Genomic DNA, 7,231 nt, shown 5'->3' with positions numbered 1-7,231 from the left:
GTTAATTTAGCGATTTTCTGCTGAATAGCACTCATATCACTTGCTTTTACCATAAATAAAAATCCTTGTGGTTAGTAAAACTCACAAGGATTGTAGTAAAATTTAGTTAAGCGGTCTTTGTGCAACTGCTACATAATACCGCGAAAATTTTTAGATCAGGAGAATAAAATGGCTATTTTAGTAACAGGGGGCGCCGGTTATATCGGTACTCATACAGTAGTTGAATTGTTAAATCAAAACAAAGAGATTGTGGTGTTGGATAATCTTTCCAATTCATCGAAAGTTTCTCTTGAACGAGTCGAACAAATTACCGGCAAAACGCTGAAATTCTATCAAGGCGATGTGTTGGATCGTGCGCTTTTAGCCCGAGTATTTGCTGAAAATCAAATCAAGTCGGTGATCCATTTCGCTGGTTTAAAAGCAGTGGGCGAGAGCGTTAGACAGCCTTTGCGTTATTACCAAAACAATGTGACCGGTTCTATCGTACTGGTTGAAGAGATGTTGAAAGCGGGTGTGAATACGATTGTCTTTAGTTCGACCGCAACGGTTTACGGTGTACCGGAAGTGGTACCGGTCACGGAAGCTTGTCGTGTCGGTGATACAACAAGCCCTTACGCGACTTCAAAATATATGGTTGAACGTGTGTTAGAAGATACGGTGGCAGCAAACCCTCAATTCAGCGCGATCGTATTGCGTTATTTTAATCCGGTTGGTGCGCATGAAAGCGGATTGATCGGTGAAGATCCAAATGGTATTCCGAATAACTTAATGCCGTTTATCAGCCAAGTCGCTGTGGGTAAATTGCCTCAATTATCGGTGTTCGGCGGTGATTATGATACTCACGACGGCACGGGGGTTCGTGATTATATTCATGTAGTGGACTTGGCAATCGGTCATTTAAAAGCCCTTGAAAAACACCAAAATCAAGCAGGTTTGCATATTTACAATTTAGGGACGGGAATCGGTTATTCTGTGTTAGACATGGTTAAAGCTTTTGAACAATCTAACAACTTGACCTTACCTTATCAAATTGTAGCGCGTCGCCCGGGGGATATTGACTCTTACTATTCTAATCCGAAAAAAGCATTAGAAGTGTTAGGCTGGAAAACGGAACGTGACTTAAATCAGATGATGAAAGATACGTGGAACTGGCAAAAAAATAATCCGAATGGTTATAAGGGCTAAAAAAGAAGAGGAGATATCATGCCTGAAATCGCCCAGCAATCGATATGGAAACAGATATTTAGCTATAAAATGTTGCTTTGTGTATTCACCGGTTTTACATCGGGTTTACCTCTCTATTTCCTTTACCAATTAATTCCGGCTTGGTTACGTTCTGAACAAGTGGATTTGAAAACTATCGGTTTCTTTGCATTGATCGGTTTACCGTATACGTGGAAATTTTTAGTGGCACCGCTTTTTGATCGCTACTATCCGAATTTTTTAGGTCGACGTCGGAGTTGGATGTTCTTCACTCAAATTATTCTCCTTGTGTTGATCGCCTGTTTCGGCTTTTTTAATCCAACTGAAAATATCAAGGCCGTTATGGCATTAGCCGCCGCAGTCGCATTTGCTTCTGCGGTACAAGATATTGTGGTTGATGCCTATCGCCGTGAAATCTTAGCGGATGAAGAACTTGGTTTGGGTAATTCGATTCATATTAACGGTTATCGCATTGCGGGGTTGATTCCGGGCGGGTTGGCATTAATTGTGTCGGATCACTATTCGTGGGATATCGTGTTTATCTTCACTGCGTTGTTCATGATTCCGGGCTTAATTTTAAGTCTATTCTTAAGTAAAGAACCGGAAATTCTTGAAGATAACCGTCATTTACCATTTCGTGAAGCATTTGTGATTCCGTTTAAGGAATTCTTTCATCGTAAAGGGCTTTGGGCTGCGATTGGTACTTTGTTGTTTATGTTGTTGTATAACCTTGGCGATTCATTTGCCGCAACGTTACAAAGTGCTTTCATATTAGATATGGGATTTAGTCGTACTGATTTAGGGACGGCAGTAAAAATCAATGGATTATGGGCATCTATCGTAGCGGGAATGCTCGGCGGCGTATTAATGCTCAGAATCGGGGTAAACCGATCATTATGGATTTTTGGTCTATTTCAAATGCTGATGCTGTTAGGTTTTGCTTGGTTGGCAAGTCACGGTAGGTTTGAAGTAATCGGTGCTTATGAGCGTTTTGCTCTCTCTGCAGTGATTATCGGTGAGTATATCGGTATCGGTTTAGGAACAGCTTGTTTTGTCGCTTATATTTCACGGGAAACGAATCCTCTTTATACGGCGACTCAATTTGCGATTTTTACCAGTTTGACGGCAATTCCAAGTAAGTTAATCGGGGCAACATCAGGCGCGTTGGCGCAAAGTGTCGGTTTCTATCAATTCTATTGGATCTGCTTTTTCTTAGCTATTCCGGGAATGTTATGTTTGTTCTGGGTGGCGCCTTGGAATGAAAAAAAAGCATAATAAATTTTCAACGAAAACCGCATTTAGATTAGGATCTAAATGCGGTTTTTTTATGCGTTTAATTTTAAATTGAACTTTTTTATTTTTAACCATCTAAATAAGATTGATTCGCATTTATATAAAATGTATATTAGCTCTGTTTTTTGATAACTATTCTCAACTAAAGGGGCAAATATGAAGTTTTATAAAACTAAACTCTCTATGGCAGTATTAATTGCCACCACTTCTTTTTCTTATGCAACTACCAATGAATCATCAGAAAAATTAGATCTCATTGATGTTGTTGCTGAAAACTCAGGTGCCAAAACGAAGACTAACGTGGTAACCACCGAAGATGTTAATCAAAGTACCGAGACGGATTTACGCGGTCTTTTGCGTGAAGAACCGTCAATTAATTTCGGCGGCGGTAACGGTAATTCGCAATGGCTGACGGTGCGTGGTATGGCACAAGATCAAGTTGATTTTAAAGTTGATAACACTTACTCGGATACTCAAATTTTTCATCATCAAGGTCGTTTTAATTTACTCGATCCGAGCTTAATTAAGCAGGTAAGTATTCAAAAAGGAACAGGTTCTGCGAGTGCGGGAATCGGTGCAACAAGCGGTCAGATTGTTGCAAGAACCGTTGATGCGAAAGATTTACTCAAAGAGGATCAACATTTCGGTTTTAAAGTCAATACGGGCTTTGCGACGAATAAAGGCTATAACGAAGGCGGTACCGTATTCGGTAAATATGGTAATGTAGACGCACTTTTCAGCGGAAACTGGATCACCAATAAAAATTATAAAGATGGTAATGGTCATACGGTGAATAAAAGTAATCTAAACCAACGTGCATTGCTAGGTAAAATCGGTGTCGACCTAAATGAAAATCACCGCATTGTATTCAGCCAGCGTCAGGAACATTCTCACGGCGAACGTAATTTACGTGAAGAATTTGATTTTGCGCAATCAGATAATTCAGCAAGTAACAGCCCACGTTATCGTATTACTAATGAAAATACCTCCAATATCCAGTATAACGGTAAAAATATCGGTTATGTGACTAACGTGGATTTAAACGCTTATTACAAAACCGTTGAGCGTGAAGAAACAGATACCGATTCCACCACAAAAATTATTACGCGGGGGGTGAATGCCGATTTTGATTCGGCAATCGGTGAAAATCATATGCTCAAATACGGAATTAACTGGCGTGAGCAGGAAGGTATTCCGAGTTCGATTACTGTCGCCGGTGTCGGTAATCAAGAGAAAACGGATACGGATTTCTATATGGAAGGCATTTGGGGGTTCGGACCGATTACTTTAACGACGGGTTTACGCCATGCTCACTTTAAGTTTAAAGATATGATCGGTAAAGAAGTGAATGATAGCAACTTAAACCCAAGCCTTGGTTTGATTTGGGAAGCGACTAACGATTTAAGCTTTAACGCAAGCCATAACTATGCAACCCGTAGCCCTCGCTTATACGAGCCGGCAATTGCCGGAGGATCGGGCCGTCGCGGCCAGGATGTCATTATCGCCAATAGCGATCTGAAAGCAGAGCGTTCACGCAATACCGAAATCGGTTTTAACTATAAGTTATCCGATGCCGTGGAGCTAAACGGAAGTTATTTCTGGCAAATGATTAATGATGTGGTTGCGATCAGAAATACAGCGACGAGTGGCTATCGCGAACTTTATAACGGCGGTAAATTGAAAAACCGCGGTTATGAAATCGGTGCAAGTTATCGGTATCAAGGGCTGATCTTGCGCGCCGGTGTGGCTGACAGTAAGCCTGAGCTTTACGGCGAAGCAGTGGATGCGAATACTTTGGCAATGTTAATCGGCAGAACGTGGACGGCCAGTGTTGCTTACCGCTTTGAACGACCAAATATTGAAATCGGTTGGCGTGGACGATTTGTCGAAAGTGAAAAAGGGTCACCAAGCCGCGGATCAAGTTCAACGGATGGCGAAATCAATCGTCCGGGATATGGCGTGAATGACTTCTTCGTGAATTGGAAACCTACCGGCAAAGATGATCTTAATATTAACTTTGCATTAGATAATGCGTTTAACAAATACTACAAAAGCCACAGCCAAAGAACCGGTGTTAATTCATTGCCTGAAGCGGGACGTAATTTCCGTGTAAGTATGAATTACACCTTCTGACAAGCGGTCACTTTCACAATAAAATTTGCAATTTTCGGCAGTAATCGGTAAGGTTACTGCCATATTTTTATTTTTTACTTTCAAGAGGTTTCCTATGAAAATTATCCTTTTAGGTGCACCGGGTGCGGGTAAAGGCACACAAGCTCAATTTATGATGAACAAATTCGGTATTCCGCAAATTTCAACGGGCGATATGTTCCGCGCGGCAATTAAAGAAGGCACAGAGTTGGGTAAGCAAGCTAAAGCATTAATGGACGAAGGTAAACTGGTTCCGGATGAATTGACCGTCGCATTAGTCAAAGACCGTATTGCGCAGCCGGATTGTGCGAACGGTTTCTTATTAGACGGCTTCCCGCGTACGATTCCGCAAGCGGACGCATTAAAAGAGGCGGGCGTGAAAATCGATTTCGTCTTGGAATTCGATGTGGCGGATGACGTCATTGTCGAGCGTATGAGCGGTCGTCGCGTTCATCAGCCGTCAGGTCGTACTTATCACGTTGTGTATAATCCGCCGAAAGTGGAAGGCAAAGATGATGTAACCGGTGAAGATTTAATCATTCGCCAAGATGATAAACCTGAAACGGTGTTAGAACGTTTGGCGATTTATCACAAACAAACCAAACCGCTTATCGCCTATTATACGGCGGAAGCCGAAGCGGGTAATACGCAATATCACCGCTTAGACGGCACCCAACCTGTCGAAGCCGTCAGTGCGGAATTAAATAAAATCTTAGGCTGATTTATTTGCAAAAAATAGCGTAAAACAGACCGCTTGTCACGTGACAAGCGGTCTGTTTTTGTTCGAATTTTGCAATAAAATCGTTTGCGTTTCATGTTAGCTTAGGCTATATTCCGAGCCATTCGATTTTGGAGCCGCTATGAATTTTATTTTTAACCACCATCATCATCATTTACCTGAATAATCTTTCGGGCATTTGGCGTGTTCGGGAGACAGCTTCCGAGAGTGCATGGCTAAACCAATCACAATTTCTAACCCCTCGGAAGGCAACTTTCGAGGGGTTTTCGTTTTGCATTAACACTAAGGACACAACATGAGAAAATTAATGGCATTAACAACGGTTGCACTTTGTTTAGGTGCGAATAACGCTTATGCGGAAAGTAAAACCTTCACTTATTGTATTGAGGCGTCTCCCGCCTATTTAAACCCGCAAATCGGCACGGACGGCGCAACCTTGGATGTCGGGCAAGCGATTTATAATCGACTGGTCGATTTTGAAGCCGGTACAACCAATTTGGTTCCATCGTTGGCGGAACGTTGGGAAATCAGTGAAGACGGAAAAAGTTACATTTTTTATTTGCGTAAAGGCGTGAAATTCCATGCAAATAAAGCGTTTACGCCAAGCCGCGAGTTTAATGCCGATGACGTGCTGTTTTCGATTAATCGCCAATTGGATCCGAATAACCCTTATTACAAAGTCTCCGGCGGTAATTATGAATTTTTCCTTGGCATGGATATGCAAAATATCATTGATCGTGTTGAAAAAATGGATGACTACACCGTGAAAATCAGTTTAAAACAACCGAATGCGCCGTTTTTAGCCAATTTAGCCATGGATTTTGCCGCGATTTTTTCTGCGGAATATGCTGATGCGATGTTAAAAGCGGGGACGCCTGAAAAAGTGGATACCGCACCGATTGGTACGGGCGCTTTCCAATTCCATTCTTATCAAAAGGATGCCAATGTCCGTTTTACCTCTTTTGAGGAGTATTGGCAGGGTAAAGCGAAAATCGATCGTTTGGTCTTTACCGTAACGCCGGACGCGACGGTGCGCTTGGCTAAATTGCAAAATAACGAATGCCAAGCGATGCCTTATCCGAATCCGGCGGACATTAAAGCGTTGCAAGCCGACCCGAATATCAATATCCTTGAAAAAGCGGGAATGAATATCGGCTACATCACTTTAAACCAACGTAAAGCACCGTTTGATAATCAAAAAGTGCGCCAAGCGCTCAATTATGCCGTCAATAAATCCACTATTTTAGAATCTGTTTATCAAGGTGCGGGCATGGTAGCTAAAAATCCGATGCCGCCGACAATTTGGGGTTATAACAATGACATTAAAGATTACGATTATAATCCTGAAAAAGCCAAAGCATTATTAAAAGAAGCGGGCTTTGAAAACGGCTTTGAAACGGAACTGTGGGCGATGCCGGTGGCGCGACCTTATAATCCGAATGCGCGTCGTATGGCGGAAATGATTCAAGCGGATTGGGAAAAAGTCGGGGTAAAAACGAAGATCGTCAGCTATGAATGGGGAGAATACCTTAAACGCATGGGTGATGGGGAGTATACGACAGGTATGATGGGCTGGACCGGCGACAACGGCGATCCGGATAACTTTTTAAACACTTTATTAAGCTGTAATGCGGTAAAACAGGGTTCAAATTATGCTGGGTTCTGTAATCCGGAATACGATAAATTGGTTACGCAAGCCACTCAAATCAGTGATAAGGCTAAACGCACCGAGTTGTACCGCCAAGCGCAACAAATCGCTAAAGAGCAGGCGGTGTGGTTGCCGATCGCTCACTCTACGGTCTATTTCCCGATTCGTAAAGAAGTCACGGGTTATGTGCAAAGCCC

General features: G+C 42.3%; 5 protein-coding genes and 1 other annotated feature. All 5 genes read left to right on the top strand.

The window, feature by feature from the left end:
• The first annotated feature begins 168 nt into the window (after nt 1-168).
• The gene (gene galE, locus ACEYJ7_RS09385) at nt 169-1,185 is read left to right on the top strand and encodes a UDP-glucose 4-epimerase GalE (protein ID WP_373778842.1); all 1,017 of its coding nucleotides are present in this window, start codon (nt 169-171) and stop codon (nt 1,183-1,185) included.
• 18 nt (nt 1,186-1,203) lie between these two features.
• Nucleotides 1,204-2,478 (top strand): AmpG family muropeptide MFS transporter, encoded by a 1,275-nt coding sequence (locus tag ACEYJ7_RS09380; protein WP_373778841.1) that lies wholly within the window; start codon nt 1,204-1,206, stop codon nt 2,476-2,478.
• Nucleotides 2,479-2,652: 174 nt separating this feature from the next.
• Entirely contained in the window at nt 2,653-4,629 is a 1,977-nt protein-coding gene (locus ACEYJ7_RS09375) for a TonB-dependent receptor domain-containing protein (protein WP_373778840.1), read from the top strand.
• A gap of 94 nt (nt 4,630-4,723) precedes the next feature.
• Nucleotides 4,724-5,368: an adenylate kinase gene (adk, locus tag ACEYJ7_RS09370; RefSeq protein ID WP_373767367.1), complete on the top strand. Its 645-nt coding sequence runs from the start codon at nt 4,724-4,726 to the stop codon at nt 5,366-5,368.
• A gap of 159 nt (nt 5,369-5,527) precedes the next feature.
• Nucleotides 5,528-5,656 (top strand) — a sequence feature (His leader region).
• A gap of 25 nt (nt 5,657-5,681) precedes the next feature.
• The coding region (locus ACEYJ7_RS09365) for an ABC transporter substrate-binding protein (RefSeq protein WP_373778839.1) at nt 5,682-7,231 on the top strand (1,550 nt) is incomplete at its 3' end.

The sequence above is a fragment of the Glaesserella sp. genome (genome assembly GCF_041814905.1).
Lineage (GTDB): Bacteria > Pseudomonadota > Gammaproteobacteria > Enterobacterales > Pasteurellaceae > Glaesserella.
The sequence above is the reverse complement of the archived record's forward strand: the minus strand, read 5'-3'. Positions and strand labels throughout refer to the sequence as shown.